The following is a 16040-nucleotide window of genomic DNA, read 5'->3' as shown; positions in this document are numbered from 1 at the left end:
AAAGGGGTCAGTTGTCCGAAAACCTACAAAAATTAAGAACCCGAGACATCAAGACTCGGGTTCTTTCCAGGTTAAAACTCTCACTAAAAAATTAAATTATGTTACTTTCCAAAAAATTCACTAATTAAATGACACCTGGCTTACATTTCACCCCCATTTCGACTAGTGTAAATTTTATATTCAGGTTTAAACGAAATGATTTTACAGGACTTTAAATTTGCGAAAGCCGTCAGACTGCAATGGATCAACATGCTTTATTGATTCGCAAACCTTGCCACTTAAGTGACAGGTCCCAAAGCAGATTTAAACTCGATAAAAATCCTTAGTTAGCGATCAATTTCGGTACAGGTAATCTTCCTTGGGACTGGCAAATTCCATCGGCCAGCAACTAAATCAATATGCTTGAATTTAAGCGAAAACCACTACAATAGATCAAACTTATTCTACCACTAATTAAGCCTGTAGCCTAAACTAAAGATGAGCCTGGAATCATCCGTATTGAAATCAACTTTGCCATCGTCAAACATGATATGATCTTCAAAATCACTAAAATTCAGTTCATATCTGAGATCAAGGCGAAGCTTCCCAATATTCAAGCCTGCACCAGCAATTCCGCCGTAATTGATCTTATTTACTTGCTCCTCGAAGCCATTTTCATGTGCAAGTTTTCCATAACTATTCACAAAATAATGAACTTCAGGTCCGGCGTAAGCTCTCAACGGGCCTAACTTTAGACCCACCAATACAGGAATATCTACAAATTGATATTTATCATCAATGATCTTATCAACCGCACCGGCTTCACTGAATTCCTGGATTCTATAGGAATAAGAATTGGAATTAAAAAGGATTTCCGGTGTAATGGTGATCAGTCCGGCTTTAAATTGACCATATAAGCCGAAGTGGTAGCCATACGACGCATTGGCCAGGTTCACCCGAATACTGCTGGTGCCATTGTTGAGTTCCAATTCATCGCTATTGACCGCTTGAGTGCTGACTCCAGCTCTTAATCCAAAATCAAATTGAGCTGCTAAAAAAGTAGTGCTAAGTAGTATAATCGCTAAAACTAGAATGTTCCTTATCATAATGAATTGCTTTTGGTGATTTGATTTAAAATCGAACGATTTCGTATTTAATTATATATTAACTATTAATGCTTTAACCCTTTTTTAACTTTGCAACATATATGCCAGATATATTAGAAGAATTAGTAATATGTCCTGGCGGATGAATAAACGATACAAATGGTAATCAAATCACTGGAATTCATAGGTAGTTTTCCATCGGAACAGACTTGTCCTCCTTCCGACCTACCAGAATTTGCTTTTATAGGCAGATCTAATGTTGGCAAATCATCATTGATCAATATGCTTACCGGAAGGAAAGAAATTGCCAAGGTATCCTCAACGCCCGGAAAGACGCAGTTATTAAATTTTTTTTTAGTAAATGAATCCTGGCATCTGGTAGATCTTCCAGGTTATGGATATGCAAAGGTTTCTAAAAAAAGTCGGGAGCGGTTCGAGAAGATGATCAGTAGATATCTGGAGACCAGATCGCAATTGCAATGTGCTTTTGTATTGATTGATGCACGTATACCTTTGCAAGAAAACGACCACCAATTTATTAGTAAACTTGGAGAATCCATGATTCCGTTTGTTATCGTCTATACTAAAATAGATGGTGTTAAGCCAATGAAAAGGGCTAATAACATCAAGAGTATAGAAGAAAAGCTTTTGGAGGAATGGACGGAGTTACCACAAACTTTTATAACTTCATCTACTAAAAAAGAGGGTAGGGAAGAAATACTCTCTTTTATTGATGGGATCATCAATACACCGAACAAGTAAATTATGAGTAAATTTCATAGTGTATATCCACATGTGCTTCCTAATATTTCTGATTGGCCGATTTACAAGCTAGCCAGAGACAGGCAGGAGTTCATTGCTTTGCTTGAAGAAGAAGTGATGGACAAGTTTACAGAGAAATATGGCGATGATCTTGAAAAAATAATTGCTAAGACCATCTATCTGGAAAAGAAAAGATGCAAGGAAAATCCCTGGAAAATTGATCCTGCAAACGAGATCAAATATTGGAGTGCCCTGGGTAAAGAGTTTCAAAACAACAAATCTTCAGAAAATCCGGACGTTAAAAATCGCCAACTTCTAAAAAAAATCACAAACCGCTATTGCGAAGAAATTCTTGGGGATTTTAAGATTAAGACATTCAAATTTGCCAGAAGATTTCTTACTTCACTATTCAAAAGACTGCTAACCGCAGCTGCAGATCGCAGACATCTGTTGTGGGGATCCAGAAAAAAACTCTATAAAAAAATATCTGTAGCAGGTGCCATTGAGAAAGTGCGGTCTTTAATGACCAAAGGGACGGTCGTTATTGTTCCTACCCACCTTAGTAACATTGATTCCATACTACTGGGTTATGCGATGGACGGTGTTGCTGGTTTGCCGGCATTTTCGTATGGAGCCGGTTTAAATCTGTACGATTTAGAATTGGTAGCTTATTTTATGGATCGATTAGGTGCATATAAAGTTGACCGCAGGAAAAAGAATCCTATTTATCTGGAGACACTTAAAAACATGTCTAAGCTCAGCATTGAGAGAGGTGTCAATTCTTTGTTTTTTCCGGGAGGTACCAGATCTAGGAGTGGAGAATTGGAGCGAAATCTAAAAATGGGTTTATTGGGAACCATCATAGAAGCTCAGAGATCACTTTATCAAGACGGTAAAGACGAAAAAATCTTTCTTGTGCCTTTGACGATGAGCTATAATTTTGTTTTGGAGGCCAAGTTTTTAATTGAAAATCATCTTCGTTATACCGGACGAGAAAAGTATATTAAATCAAAAGACCAGGCCAAAAGCTACCGAAACTTCATCAGTTTCTTTTGGAAGCTATTTTCTGCATCATCTGAAATTTATCTTTCATTTGCAGAACCCATGGATGTTTTTGGTCATGAAGTAGATCATGAAGGTAATAGTTACAACCAGTTAGGGCAAGAATTAGATCTAAAGGAATACTTTATGATGAATGGTAGCCTGCTTACTAATTCTCAAAGAGAATCCGTGTACACCAAAAAACTTGCGGATAAGATTCTGGAAAGTTTCCGAAAAACCAATATTGTTTTGGCCAGTCACATGGTGGCTTTTACTGCGTTCCGACTCTTTAAAAACAAATACAAAGATCTGGACTTATGGGATCTGGTCAATCTGGGAGAAGGAGCCTTCAAAATTCCAATGGATGATTTTGTAGCTGCATTAGATTTAGTTTGGGGAAGGATCAAGGCTTTGGTAGAAAAAGGGAAAGCATCTACATTGGATAAATATAGTAATATGACTACAGAAGAAATTGCGAAAGAGGGAATTGCCAATCTGGGTGTTTATCACAATAAGAAACCATTGATTATGGAAGATGGTGTAGTCAGGAGTCAGGAGTATAAATTATTGTACTATTACCACAATCGTATGACGCACTACAACATTGACATAAAACAGGAAAAGGAGCCTTCACAAGAATTAATATTAGATTAGAAGAATTTGGATTTTATAGTTTTTGATTTAGAGGCTACCTGCTGGTTAGGGCGTCCACCGCAAGGAATTACAGAGATCATCGAAATTGGTGCTGTCAAATACAACGGCTATGGTGAGCAGCTTGGAAAGTTTAGCAAATTCATCAGGCCGACAGTTAATCCAGTTTTATCGCCCTTCTGCAAAAAGCTTACCTCCATTTCTCAGGAAAATGTTGATAGATCTCATACTTTTGAACGTGTAATTGAAGAATTCATGGATTGGGTAGACATCTATGAAGATGATTACTTACTATGTTCCTGGGGGAAGTTCGACAAAACACTTTTGAGAAATGATTGCATACTGCATAAAGTAGAAACAGATTGGCTAGAAAGTCACATTGATATTAAGAAGCAATATCACCGTTATAAAGGGTCGAAAAATGAATATGGCCTGAAAAAATCATTGAGAATGGAGGGATTAGATTTTGATGGGGTGGAGCATCGAGCTATAAGTGATGCTGAGAATACGGGTAAGCTTTTTACGCGGTATATTGATATATGGCAATATTAACCGAAATTTAACATACGTTCATCGAAAAGCAGAACTTTTCTTTGAAGAATAACATTATTAGGAATGAACAAATCAAATAAAAATAATTACATGAAAAGATTTAGCTTATTATTACTGGCAATGTCATTTTTTGCTACTTCAGCTTTGACTGCGCAGAAGGAACTGAAAGAAGGTGTTATCAAATTTGAGGTGACAGATGTAAAATCTGATGATCCACAAATGGCAGCACAGTTAGGCATGATGAAGGGAACCACCAATGATGTTTATTTCAAGGATGGACAATCCGTTTCTAAGATGAACATGATGGGAGGAATGATGAAAATGACCATGCTAACGAAAAAGGATGAAACAGGCACAATGCTTTTTGATGCCATGGGCCAGAAGTATATGATTCCTATCACTGCTGAGGATAAGCAGATGAATAAGGAAAAAACAGAGGAAGCGATGGGAGATGTTGAGTTTATTTACGATGAAAACGATACCAAAACCATTGCTGGTTATGATACTTATAAAGTAACCATCAAAAGCCCGAAGATGGAAGGTATGGAGATGAGCGCATACATAACCCCTGATATAAAAGCTGGAGCTGAAGTAATGCAGGGAATCGATGCCGGTAAATTAAAAGGATTTCCATTAGAATATGTGGTAAGCCAAGGAGGTCAATTTGCCATGGTATTTACTGCACTTGAAGTACAAGACAAAGTGGATCCCGAAGTTTTCAATTTAGATACTAAAGGATTTAAAGAAATGACAATGGAAGAATTCCAAAGTGCCATGGGTGGCATGGGAGGAATGGGCTTCTAATAAATTTCATATATAATAAATAGAGAGGATGCTCAGTAATGGGTATCCTCTTTTTAATTTTAGGAAAATGATAGAAAGATAACCAATGAATAGAGTAGCGATTATTACCGACTTACATATCAAGCAAAATGGACTAGCCTACAGAACAGATACTGAAAATAACTTTTATGATTTGGTAGCTGAGCTTAAGGGTTGGGAATTAGATCATATCATATGTGCCGGAGATCTAAGCGCGAAAGAGGCATTGAGGGAGGATTGTATAATGGTAAAGACTGAACTGGATGATCTGGGAGTTCCTTACGATGTTATCCGTGGGAATCATGATAATGCTTTGGATATTTCTGAGGTTTTTGGATATGAAATGCAAGGAGGTGAGGTTTATTTTACAAAGAGAGTAGGGGATAGGTCCTACATTTTTCTAGACACCAATGAAGGTACAATTTCTGACCAGCAATGTGAATGGTTGGAATTACAGTTACAAAAACCGGAGGAGCCGTTTATTGTGATGCACTATCCGCCTATGGATTCAGGAATAGCATATATCGATGCCAAGCATGAATTTAAGGAACCTGAAAAACTACTCGATATTTTGACAGGTGTCGGCAAAAGACTGAATATCTTTTGCGGTCATTGTCATTCAGAGAGACTGATTCAATATAAGAATTTGTCCGTGTTTATCACGCCTTCCTGTATCGCACAGGTTGATGAGAGAGATACTAACTTTAAAATGTATCATGATTATGTAGGCTACAGAATCATAGAGGACAATGGTCGATCGCTTCGCACGTTTGTGAAGTATTTGTTCTAGTTCTAAGAAAACTGACAAGTGGAATTTGCCAGTTGCAAGACTCTATTTAACATAATATTAATTATAGGAAACTTACATTGGAATTATAAAGCATGTTATTCACAGGACATCAATTCTAGAAATCAAAGTTGTCAGGGTCAGGGCCAATTCTCGAATCCTCATCCTGGTCATCAAGAAACTGCATATCTTGATCACTTAACTCAAAATCGAAAAGATCTGCATTCGACTTAATTCTGGAGCGATGTACTGATTTAGGAATCGTCACAACACCTTTTTGCAAATTCCATCTTAAAACTATTTGAGCAGCAGATTTGTCGTATTTCTTGCAAAGTTCTTCCATGAAATCCAGTTCAAACAATTTGCCCTGCATAAATGGTGACCAAGCCTCATACTGAATTTGATGCTTTTCACAAAAATCCACGAGGTCCTGCTGAACTAAATGCGGATGAAATTCCATCTGATTGACCATTGGAACGATCTCACATTCTGCCATGAGATCTTCTAAATGATGTTTCATAAAATTACTTACTCCAATCGATTTAATCTGGCCCTCCTGATACAATCTTTCAAGAGCTTTCCAGGTCTCCTTATATTTTCCAGCAACTGGCCAATGAATCAAATAAAGATCAACAAAGTCCATCTCTAATCTCTCTAAACTCTTTTCAAAAGCTTTCAGCGTTGAATCATATCCCTGATCTGAGTTCCAAACTTTTGTGGTCAGAAATACTTTTTCACGTTCCACACTGCTGCTTCTGATTCCTTTGCCTACGCCTTCTTCATTTCTGTAAACCGAGGCGGTATCAATGTGACGATATCCAATTTCCAATGCATATTTCACCGCGTCTATCACTTCCTCATCATTGTCGGCTTGATACGTACCTAAGCCCAAATAAGGCATCTCCACTCCATTATGTAGTGTAAAGCTTCCTTGAATATCTGTAATTCTTTTCTTCATTTTCATTTATATTTTTCCCTGATCTACATCGTGGATGAAAGCAATCAGGCCTTCAAAAAAATTCTTTTGATCGTCAAATTGGCAGAGATGACTTCCATTTGGACAGTGAAGATATCTTCCATTTTGCACTTCACTGGCAATCCATTTCATATGCTCTGGATCCATAGTATCGTAGGTTGCGCCAATAGACAATGTTGGAACTTTGATTTCGTTTAAACGATCTTTTATATCCCAATTTAGCAATGTGGCATTCCCTTTTATCCCGAATTCTGATGGCCCTTGCATCGTGACATAAACATCGGGATTCAAATGCTTGAAACCTCTTAGTACTGGATCTGGCCACTCTCCCACTGGCATTCTAATAACGTGTCGGGTGTAGTAATGTTCGGTGATTAAATCCAGGTATTTTTGATTACTGAAATCACCAACCTCCTCATACGAAAGTATGGTATCCAGAACGTCACTTGGTAGTTTTGGTGCCAATACATTGGCAGAATAGGCATTATAATCGGAGATGGACATGACCATATTCGATATGATCAATCCCTTTAGATTATCTTGATATTTTAGAGCATACTCAGCTGCCAGGATCCCTCCCCATGATTGGCCGAAAAGATAAAAGTTACTTTGATCCAGCTCAAGAGCTTTTCTCACCTGCTCAACTTCTTCTACAAATCTAGGCAAGTCCCACAAGTTCAGGTCTTTAGGTTGATCGCTATAATAGGAACCCAATTGATCATAGTAATAATATTCTATCTGTTCATTAGGGAAATAACCATCAAAACATTCATAAATTTCGTGTGTCATTCCAGGGCCGCCATGTAGTAGAAGTACCTTTTTATCGGGATTGTTCCCTACCCTCTTTGTCCACACATTATAGTCGCCCGAAGGCGTTTGTATTGGGATCATTTTAATGCCCCCAAGAAATTGATCATCCTCGTTATAACTCAAATAGTCCACACAACTTTGGTTCCCTGAAGTATTAGAGCCATTTTCACAAGAAAAAAATACGACCAGGAGCAAAAGCATGTAAAAGTATCTCATAGGTTAGAACTTTAATTACCTTAAATATAAAGAACTATCCTTTAAGAAAGCTGGAATTAATCATTAGAACAAAATGGTTTCCCATGCGTCAAACTGATCATCGATTTTTTAAGAAAAGGAAAAGCATTGACTGCTGAGATCAATCTATCTGCATTTTTTTCTTTTCTCAATAGTTTCTGGATGGTTCTTCCTGTAGCCATTCTAAATTTGAAGGCATTATTCCACTTGGTTTGATACTGCGAATAGACTTGTTGACGGGAAATGTCACCTTGGAAATGTTTGATCAACAATTGACCTAAAATATATGAAGCCTGCATGGCCATTGACATTCCATTACCGGAAAGTGGAGTGATCAATCCTGCAGCATCACCGGCGTAAAAGACCCCATCTTTGATCAATCTTTTCTTCCTGAAATGTATATTAGAAACGGTGATGGGTTTTTCATATACAAAATCACAATTTTGAAAAACTTCCTTTATTCGCGCATTCTGAAACAGGACCTGCTCTTCCATTTTCGCAAGTCCCTGCGTAAGATTACTGGTATGTGATAAGTAGCAAACAGAAACCCAATCTTTTTCTAGTCTACAAACGCCGCAATAGCCCTCTTTAAAATTGTGCAAGCTTACCAGATCAGCGGGTTGATTTGGATATCGAACGTGATACTTTACGCCGACATACTCATTTTTATGCTCAACACCTGATTGATTGATTCCCTTAAGATTTGATTTTTTACCAAAACAGGATACCAGATGGTCGCAAGTGATCACTTCTTCACTCGTTTTAATTTCAAACGCACCGGGAGATCCTGAGTATGATTTGACAAAAGTCCCCTCCTTCATCGTCACGCCCTGTGATTTTGCTAAATCATATAATTTATGGTCTAACGTCCAGCGTGAGAGGCCTATTCCACCCAGAGGCAGATCAGAAGTCAGGTTCTTACCACTGGCATTGGTCAATTCCAGTCTATTAATTTTTGCTGGTTGTAACGAGGTAACATCTAATCCCAAATATTCCAAAAAAGGGATAGATTCGTTGGACAAGTATTCACCACATAACTTGTGAAATGGAAATTCGTTTTTTTCAAAGAGTATTACGTGTTGTCCGTTTATCGATAGCTGAATAGCCAGAGTTAATCCGGCCAGTCCACCTCCTATGATTCCCAGGTCATAATTTGTCTTCATGGCCTGATGATGGTTGTATATCTGAAAGCCCAGTTCCAGTGCACCTCACAACCTGGCACTCTTTTTTTCCACTCCTTAGCCTTGAAAGATCGCAGAACAGACAAGCTTGCGTCGTTTTTTACCAGATAAGATCTGGAAAATAGTTGGGTCAAAATTCTTATAGCGTGGTAGGCCAATGGATGTCTGTGTAAGTCATTGATGATCACCCCTACTCTACTGTGATTCCTTGCCCAAATGATGTATTCATCTAACTCCTTTTCATTAAGATGATGTGTAAACAGGCAGCTGTTGATCAGGTCAAATTCTTCATCGACCAATCGGTAATCACTGGTAATATACCTTACATTCGGCAAATCTGCAGTTTGCTCAGCAGCGTAGTCCGTGCACTCTTTTTTCATGTCTATACCTACCAGATCACAACTGATTTGATTCGCAGTACACCATTGATCAATTTGAATCAAGTGATGTCCTCCTCCGCAACCGATATCTGCAATCTTTAATTTTTTCTGACCTTTGATCAGTTTGTTAAGACCATATCTAGTTGCGTTGTAGCCACCCAAATAAGTATTTATAAAATGCAACTCATCCAGGGTTACAGCAATATCAGCAAACGGAATATTCTCCTGATCCAATAATTCCTTCTCGTAAGAACGTGTTGAAAAATCAGGCATAACTCAGCAAAGCCGTTTCAGTGGTTAATCCAGGCCCAAAGGCAGCAGTAAAAATATACTGTCCTTTTTGTATATGGCCATTCTCCAACAAATTTTTAAGTACGAAAAGAATCGTAGGGGATGACATGTTGCCAAATTCTCTTAGTACTTCTCGACTTGCTTCTAGTTTCTTCACTTCTAAATGAAATTCTTTTTCAATATTGTCAAGAATTCGTTTACCACCCGGATGGATGGCCCAGTACTGAAGATCATCGTATTTTAGTTGGTAATGTTCTAAAACCTTGTCAATGACACCCTTAAAGCCTGTTTTCAGAAGAGCGGGTACATAAGAACTCAGTTTCATCAAAAAGCCTGAAGAACTGATGTTCCAACTCATATCCTTCACGCCATCATCATTAATTTCAGAATGAAATCCGTGGATTGATAAGGCTCTTCCATTCAAAGGTTGACTAGTCACAATTGTCGCAGCAGCACCGTCAGCAAATAACATATTGGAAAGATTATAGTCCTCAGAAATTTCATTTTGAAAATGCAAAGTGCAAAGTTCAACGGATACAACCAATACTTTTGCATTGGGTTCAGCCTTGCAAATGGTATGTGCTAGTTTAAGGCCATTGATCGCTGCAAAGCACCCCATAAAGGTAATGTTGAATCTCTGCAAATTCGTGTTCAGCTTTAGATCTCTGATGATTTCTGTATCCATTCCAGGTGCGGACATTCCTGTACAAGAAATCGTTATGAGATGAGTTATTTCTTCACTCCTCACATTAGAATCTAGAAGACAATTACTTATGGCTTTAGTGGCCAATGGAAGTGAGGCATCGTCATATTTAGATAATCGATTTTCTACTCTAGGATTGAAGTTATTTTTTTCGTTATAGAAACGCTCAGTTCCATTGGAATTAGAAAAATCAGGCAGAACGGAATATCTGCTATTGATACCACTTTTCTTATATAGATACTTTAATATTTTTCGCTCTCTTTCATTGAAAGGAATAGCTCCTATCATATACTCGTAAATCTGCATTTGCTCAGATTTATAAGCGGGATTTGCAATTCCAATTGAATTAATAAAGCTCATCTAGTCAATTTATCACGAAATAGCAAAATAAGGGATTATTTTTTACAAATACGGCAATTGCTCACAATTAGGTTTCTTATGAAGAAAACAAAGAGATCAATATGATCGCAAAACCCAATATCATGGCAATTGAGGCTCCCAAGGCCATTATCATGGTTCTTCGAAAATCGGCGTATTCCGGTTGTTGCCAGGAAATAATCATCCAATACATAAAATATACCGCAGGTAAAATCATAAAGCCTATAAAAATCAGAAACTCATTGAATTCAAGGATTTTATACAAAAGCCCATTGGCAACAATAAATAGCACTCCTGAAAAAATAAATGTACCTTTTATCCCCAATAACATACTCATAGAGCGAATACCATCGCTGCGATCATCCGCGTGTTGATATATCTGTGTAATAGGATAAATGGTACCTACAAATAATGAGCAAATGATGAATCCAATCGCCAGGTCACCTTCCATAGCAGGAAAATAATTAAGGCCCTGAATGCCCATATACATATTGTAATAGCTCATTCCTCCCTGTGCTAACGAAACCATCAAAAAGCCCGGAACAGCATATTTTTTAATACGTATTTTTCTCCAACTATAGGCTCTGGATAAAGCTACTAATAGAATATTTATGAGGGTGAATTGCCATCCCACCAGAAGACTTAGCAAAATTCCTGCAATGTCAAGAAAAACGGACACCTGAAAAAGTTGCCTTGTAGGTTTTGGAGGTGTTTTGAGTCCTGCAATACTGCCAGAATCGCGATCCATGTAGCTATTGTAGGCATTACTGGCTGGATAAAAAATAAAGTGAATGACAAAGAAAACAAGCGCTGTTTTCCATGGTATCAGTCCTCCAATAGCAGAATAAACAGCAAAAAGAAAGATGGGTAATAAGTTGATGGAAAAAGGTAATCGCAATAACTTAAGCGTGCTCTTATAAATGGTCATCGGATCAAGGTGATGTCACCAGAATATTGTCGGGGAGGCAAGTTATCTATAAATTGAACTTCAAATATAAAGGAATAGACTCCTTGTTCAGCTAAAGCACTTCCAAAACTTCCGTCCCAACCTCTTGTCGGATCATTGTGTGGGAAGTTTCGCTCTTCGTAGACCTGGTTTCCCCACCTGTCAAAAATTCTTAATAAAACTATTTCTTGAACTGAAATGCCACTATAAGCTGTAAACCTGTCATTTATACCATCTTCATTTGGAGAAAATATATTGGGGATGTATAAAGGATAATCTAAATCCACATCGATGGTGACTCGATCAGAAAAGGTACAGCCAAACTCATCAATTGCTGTTAATGTAAATTCAGTCGCGCCAAAAGGAAATACATTGGGATCCAAACAATTGACACAACTGACGGTCGTTCCATCGGAGTTCCACGTCCATACGATATCGAAATCTCTCCCATTGTCACTAATAATCTGTCCTTCCAAATTTATCATATCTCCCAGATCTACAATTGAGTCAATTCCGGCATCAACAATAATAGAATCAGGGTCTTCCAAGTTTATATCGATACTACCTTCACAACCTTTGCTATCGACTACATCTATCTGGTAAGTTCCGTCCGGCAGATTATTAAATTCCGATCCCATAACAAAAGGACTGCCATTAATAGAAAAGCTGTATCCTGAGTTTGAGCCACCAGAGGCCGCGACTTCTAATGAACCATCTCCAAAATTGGGACAAGTGGGATCTGTAGCCTGGACGAGATTCGGTATCAAAGGCTCTATATCCTCACAACAGGGTTCTGCATATATGTCAAAAATTTCAGTAACCTCGCAGCCGTTGACCGGATCTACCACACTTAATACAATGTATTTAGTACCAAAAGACGAATAATCTACTTGAAAAGGACCGGCTTCTGTGCTTGTTTGCGGTGTCGCATCCTCTCCGAAGTACCAATTATACTCCAGGGGATTCCCATTATCTCTACTTCTATCTTCGATCGTAAAGGACTGATCACATCTCAGTCCTACTATAGGGTCAATACTAAATTCAGGAATTGGGCCTAAGAAAGTACCGGTACCTCCAAATTCGAGATTATATCCTACCCCACTTTGTGAGAAATTCATAACGACCAGCCCGTATGATTTTCCCGATTCCATTTGAATAGCATTGGCGAAGTTATTATCACCATTTTGACATCCACAAGTTTCTCCATCATCACCATCGCCAGCCATCAAACCAGTTGGGCCCACACAAACTTGCCATTGACTCATGGGTTGGCCCTGATTCTCACCGGAAATCATATTTCTTAGTAGAACTTTAGAATTGCAGTTTTCCAGTCCGTCAGGAAATTCATAGACCATGAAGTCTATGTCATCAAATTGTTTTAAAGGTGTGATCGTAAATTCCAAGGTACCAGATTCGTCGCAAGTCCACTTATACCAATTACTTGCAGCCTCTTCCACCCCACAGGCTGGAAATTGGATCGCTGGATTGGAGTTAAGGTTTAAATTATCTCTTGTATTACCGAATCCGACAACACTTTCTACGCCGATGGGAGATTTATCACATAGTATCCTTGCCTGGGCACAATCTTGTAATGGCACTGGATCAACATTGAAACTATTCAGACAAAGCCTGAACGAACCTACAGAAGCATTCTTACCACCAATCATTAAATAGTAAGTGCGACCTACCACAGTAGGAATAATCACTTCTCCAATATTGACCCCAGTAGGTGTTGTTACACAATTGAGTTCTGATAGGTTACCACAACTTCCTTCGTAAATACCGATGATGGGATTGGTTAGGAGTAAGCCATTATTGGCATCCTGCCCTTCTATAGTGATCCTTACAAACTTAGTGATGGCTGTGAAATTATACCAGACTCCTAAAGGTTGAAATGAAGACTGACATCCTAAGCCTGCCGTAGTATCGATTGTTGCCCCTTCGCTTGAGAACATATCTACATCATCACTGCAAAAGTTTTCTAAATCATTTAAACGAAAGGACTGTAGGCAAATATCGTTTAAGGGAACACCAAACTGAGCATTGACACTTATGCAAAGTACCATTGTAAAGAAAAGAGAAAGTATCAGTTTGTTCATATTTCCAGGATGATGTACGAAGCTAGAACGGACTTCAGTTGATTTTTATGATTATTTCTTGGCTGTATACACCATTTTTAAAAAATCTTTAAGAAATCTGGGTTCCAACCATCTTGTTACAATTACCAATTCATTTTGTTTATCAATAACGATATAATTTCCCCCAAACCCAGCTGCATAAAAGACTTCTTCATTGATTCCTTCCATATGTCGGCTACCTTCCTTATCATTTAGCCACCACATAAATCCATAACTAGGATTGGCTTTTGATGGAGAGACGGCCATTTCCATCCATTCGCTGCTTAACAGTTGATCATTCTTCCATTTTCCATCGTTGCTTATAAGGTATCCAAAGCGAGCGTGATCCATGGTAGAGATGAAAATTCCACCACCAGAATGTCCGCCACCACTTACAGATTGCATTTTGACGCCATCGATGTTGACCCATGAATTATCATACCCATACCATCTCCAGGTTGAAGATGCTCCTATCTTATCCATAATTTCTTCTTTCAATACTTGAGGTAGCGGTTTTCTAAGCACATTTAAAAGAGCATAGGCTAAAACATTTACTCTGACATCGTTGTATTCAAAGATTTCACCCGGCTCTTCAAACTTTCTGCTTTTCCACTCATCAATTCCGCCTTCAGAAGGAGGTCTATCAGCCCAGTCTTCACTATCCCACAATTCTCCGGTCCAGTCAGATGACTGTGTCAATAGATGTCTCCAGGTGATTTTTGAATTCTGTTGACCTTCAAATGTACCATCCCACAGGTAATGTGCGACCTCTTCATCTACCTTAATTAAATCTTTGTCAAATGCAAGTCCGGCCACTGTAGAGAGATAGCTTTTGGTACAACTAAAAGTCATGTCCACCCTATCCACTTCTCCCCACTCCTTAATGATCTTGCCTCGGTGAATGATGACGCCGGCAGCGCTTCCTCTATCCTTTACAGGGCCGAGTATTTTATGATAAGGTTCACGTGAAAATCCCTTTAAGATCGCAATCTTAAGATCTGTATCACCGCTGTATTCATGCCCCAAAGCAAAATTTACAGCACTGTCCAGCATAGCAGAGGAAAAGGCCTCAGAATTAACTCTTTCCCATTGACCTCGCTCAGGGAAATACACGTTGGAACTTTGAGCAGTTGCAATAGAACCATAGCAGATAGCAACCGTCAGAAGCAGTAAAAATTTCTTCATTATTTGTATTTATTCAGGAAACATGGTCTCATCTATACCCGGAATGAGCTTAATGGCATTCTTATAGTAAAGCTTTTTCAAAATCTCATCTGGTAAGTCTAAGCCATACATTTTCCAGAAAGCATGATATCTCTTATAATAAGGAAAATATTCGTCATCCGTTTCTAAAACTCTGAAGTAAGTAGGATATTCTTCAGGTCTGTATGAGTCTTTACCAAACAAAACCCTGTCCTGATATTTCTCGAAAAAACGATTGGCCATTCTGGGTTGCCGACCTAGTTCTGCTATTACAGCTCCGATTTCCACGTACATGTTGGGCATTTCATCCAGTAATTCTGCTAATTTTCCCAGATTATTGGGATACCAACCCATGTGAGCGGCTATGAAGTTTGTATTGGGATGGTTTTTGAAAATATTATGCTGTTCCTGAATAATGGTATCCCAGGGAGCCGGATTATCCGGACCTCTTTTTCTTCTAGGTCTCAATTTCAATTCTAACCATCTCTCGTTAAGTGAATCATGAGGCTCCCAAAAAGACTTTGGATCAGCGCTATGAATTAAAACGGGTATTCCCAGTTCCCCACATTTCTCGAACACAGGACCTATCCGAGGATCATCGATCTTGATACGATTACCTGCCGTGTCAGTATTTGACATCCCTTGTGACTTGTATATTTTCAAGCCCCTAGCCCCGGTTTTATAATCAAACTCTATTTTTTTTACGGTTTCTTCAGTCCAGTCAGGCTCATCAATACTTCTTAGCTCAATATTGGTGAAATTAACGATCCGTTTTTTGTGATCACTACTATTGACATTATCCATAATCTTCACCAATTCTTCGCCTCCTCTACCGCTGAGATTGACGATCACCTGCATGTTAAGCGAGTCCATTTCATTGATAAGCTTGTCCAAATCCATTTCTCCCATTCGCCAATGATGAGAATGTACATCTACAAATGGATATTTGGCAGAAGATTTTGGATTCTCCGGTACCACCAAAGTAGAAGGCGGATCGTAGGATTCAAATTCCATATTTTGCCCAAATATCAGGGATGTTGTCAGAATTAAACTTAAAAAGAAAATATATTTCATATAGGTAGACTTAAAAATTAGATTGTCAAAGTTATAAAGATTGCCGA

Annotated in this window: 15 protein-coding genes; 5 read left to right on the top strand and 10 right to left on the bottom strand. The window is 38.5% G+C overall.

From position 1 onward, the window contains the following. Nucleotides 1-449: 449 nt before the first annotated feature. Nucleotides 450-1085 carry an outer membrane beta-barrel protein gene (locus tag L2567_RS16875; RefSeq protein ID WP_235298988.1) on the bottom strand — a complete coding sequence of 212 codons (636 nt, stop codon included), beginning with the start codon at nt 1083-1085 and terminating at the stop codon, nt 450-452. Between the two features lie 159 nt (nt 1086-1244). On the opposite strand from L2567_RS16875, the gene yihA reads away from it, so the two are divergent. The 5 genes from yihA (at nt 1245) to L2567_RS16850 (ending at nt 5703) form a co-directional block, all read left to right on the top strand. Then, nucleotides 1245-1847 carry a ribosome biogenesis GTP-binding protein YihA/YsxC gene (gene yihA / locus L2567_RS16870; RefSeq protein ID WP_235298987.1) on the top strand — a complete coding sequence of 201 codons (603 nt, stop codon included), beginning with the start codon at nt 1245-1247 and terminating at the stop codon, nt 1845-1847. 3 nt (nt 1848-1850) lie between these two features. Beyond that, a complete protein-coding gene (locus L2567_RS16865; RefSeq protein WP_235298986.1) occupies nt 1851-3542 on the top strand; it encodes a 1-acyl-sn-glycerol-3-phosphate acyltransferase in 1692 nt (563 codons plus the stop codon). 6 nt (nt 3543-3548) lie between these two features. After that, the gene (locus L2567_RS16860) at nt 3549-4091 is read left to right on the top strand and encodes a 3'-5' exonuclease (RefSeq protein ID WP_235298985.1); all 543 of its coding nucleotides are present in this window, start codon (nt 3549-3551) and stop codon (nt 4089-4091) included. A 90-nt stretch (nt 4092-4181) separates the two neighbouring features. Further along, nucleotides 4182-4895, top strand: coding sequence for a hypothetical protein (locus L2567_RS16855; protein ID WP_235298984.1), 714 nt, complete (start codon nt 4182-4184; stop codon nt 4893-4895). 85 nt (nt 4896-4980) lie between these two features. Continuing rightward, nucleotides 4981-5703, top strand: a complete 723-nt coding sequence (locus L2567_RS16850) for a metallophosphoesterase family protein (protein ID WP_235298983.1) — start codon at nt 4981-4983, stop codon at nt 5701-5703. Nucleotides 5704-5818: 115 nt separating this feature from the next. On the opposite strand, the gene L2567_RS16845 is transcribed toward L2567_RS16850, so the two are convergent. From L2567_RS16845 to L2567_RS16805, 9 genes are all read right to left on the bottom strand, one after another. Further along, entirely contained in the window at nt 5819-6658 is an 840-nt protein-coding gene (locus L2567_RS16845; RefSeq protein ID WP_235298982.1) for an aldo/keto reductase, read from the bottom strand. Nucleotides 6659-6664: 6 nt separating this feature from the next. Continuing rightward, nucleotides 6665-7702 carry a proline iminopeptidase-family hydrolase gene (locus L2567_RS16840; protein ID WP_235298981.1) on the bottom strand — a complete coding sequence of 346 codons (1038 nt, stop codon included), beginning with the start codon at nt 7700-7702 and terminating at the stop codon, nt 6665-6667. 56 nt (nt 7703-7758) lie between these two features. Continuing rightward, nucleotides 7759-8883: an NAD(P)/FAD-dependent oxidoreductase gene (locus L2567_RS16835; RefSeq protein ID WP_235298980.1), complete on the bottom strand. Its 1125-nt coding sequence runs from the start codon at nt 8881-8883 to the stop codon at nt 7759-7761. Continuing rightward, nucleotides 8880-9554 (bottom strand): methyltransferase domain-containing protein, encoded by a 675-nt coding sequence (locus L2567_RS16830; protein ID WP_235298979.1) that lies wholly within the window; start codon nt 9552-9554, stop codon nt 8880-8882. Before L2567_RS16830 ends, L2567_RS16835 begins: the two co-directional genes overlap by 4 nt. Beyond that, nucleotides 9547-10635 (bottom strand): type III polyketide synthase, encoded by a 1089-nt coding sequence (locus tag L2567_RS16825; RefSeq protein ID WP_235298978.1) that lies wholly within the window; start codon nt 10633-10635, stop codon nt 9547-9549. Before L2567_RS16825 ends, L2567_RS16830 begins: the two co-directional genes overlap by 8 nt. Nucleotides 10636-10711: 76 nt before the next feature. After that, the gene (locus tag L2567_RS16820; protein WP_235298977.1) at nt 10712-11581 is read right to left on the bottom strand and encodes a UbiA family prenyltransferase; all 870 of its coding nucleotides are present in this window, start codon (nt 11579-11581) and stop codon (nt 10712-10714) included. After that, entirely contained in the window at nt 11578-13698 is a 2121-nt protein-coding gene (locus tag L2567_RS16815) for a T9SS type B sorting domain-containing protein (protein ID WP_235298976.1), read from the bottom strand. Before L2567_RS16815 ends, L2567_RS16820 begins: the two co-directional genes overlap by 4 nt. Nucleotides 13699-13749: 51 nt before the next feature. Next, on the bottom strand, nt 13750-14901 hold the full coding sequence (locus L2567_RS16810) for a serine hydrolase domain-containing protein (protein ID WP_235298975.1): 1152 nt from the start codon (nt 14899-14901) through the stop codon (nt 13750-13752). Between the two features lie 9 nt (nt 14902-14910). Continuing rightward, nucleotides 14911-15993 carry an amidohydrolase family protein gene (locus tag L2567_RS16805; protein ID WP_406626718.1) on the bottom strand — a complete coding sequence of 361 codons (1083 nt, stop codon included), beginning with the start codon at nt 15991-15993 and terminating at the stop codon, nt 14911-14913. Between the last annotated feature and the right edge of the window lie 47 nt (nt 15994-16040).

Source organism: Portibacter marinus, assembly GCF_021533195.1.
GTDB classification, from domain to species: domain Bacteria; phylum Bacteroidota; class Bacteroidia; order Chitinophagales; family Saprospiraceae; genus Portibacter; species Portibacter marinus.
The sequence above is the reverse complement of the archived record's forward strand: the minus strand, read 5'-3'. Positions and strand labels throughout refer to the sequence as shown.